The 577-nt window shown below is 47.0% G+C and carries 2 tRNA genes and 1 rRNA gene; all 3 read right to left on the bottom strand.

Going from position 1 to position 577, the window contains the following annotated elements:
• Positions 1 to 252: 252 nt before the first annotated feature.
• Positions 253 to 328: transfer RNA gene (locus F8N43_RS29165), tRNA-Ala, on the bottom strand.
• Positions 329 to 356: 28 nt separating this feature from the next.
• Positions 357 to 433, bottom strand: a tRNA-Ile gene (locus F8N43_RS29160).
• Positions 434 to 515: 82 nt separating this feature from the next.
• Positions 516 to 577, bottom strand: a 16S ribosomal RNA gene (locus F8N43_RS29155); the annotation flags it as partial.

The raw sequence follows: 577 nt of genomic DNA, 5'->3' as shown, positions 1-577 counted from the left end.
GACCATATAACCCCAAGCAATCTGGTTATACTATGAAGACGACATTCGCCGAAAATTCGATAATACTCAATTAAGAGCAACTCACAAATTTTACCTTAGCCTGATCCGTTACCAGTGAAAGTAACGTCCAGTCTATCTTTCTATCACATACCCAAATTTTTAAAGAACGATCTAGCCAAAGACTAGAAATCAACATTCACCATGTCACCATGGAATGCTCATTTCTAAGCTTTCAACAAACAGAAGCAGTAGTGGTGGAGCCAAACGGGATCGAACCGTTGACCTCCTGCGTGCAAGGCAGGCGCTCTCCCAGCTGAGCTATGGCCCCGTATTGCTACAGGATCCCACACAAAAATTGGTGGGTCTGGGCAGATTCGAACTGCCGACCTCACCCTTATCAGGGGTGCGCTCTAACCAACTGAGCTACAGACCCAATTTCGGGCTGCTTCTTATCGTCTTCTTCAATGAATCAAGCAATTCGTGTGGGAACTTATGGAGCAGCTGATGTCGTCGATTAAGGAGGTGATCCAGCCGCAGGTTCCCCTACGGCTACCTTGTTACGACTTCACCCCAGTCA

Origin of the sequence: Pseudomonas fluorescens, from assembly GCF_902498065.1 — a bacterium.
Classification (GTDB): Bacteria; Pseudomonadota; Gammaproteobacteria; order Pseudomonadales; family Pseudomonadaceae; genus Aquipseudomonas; species Aquipseudomonas fluorescens_BJ.
The sequence above is the reverse complement of the archived record's forward strand: the minus strand, read 5'-3'. Positions and strand labels throughout refer to the sequence as shown.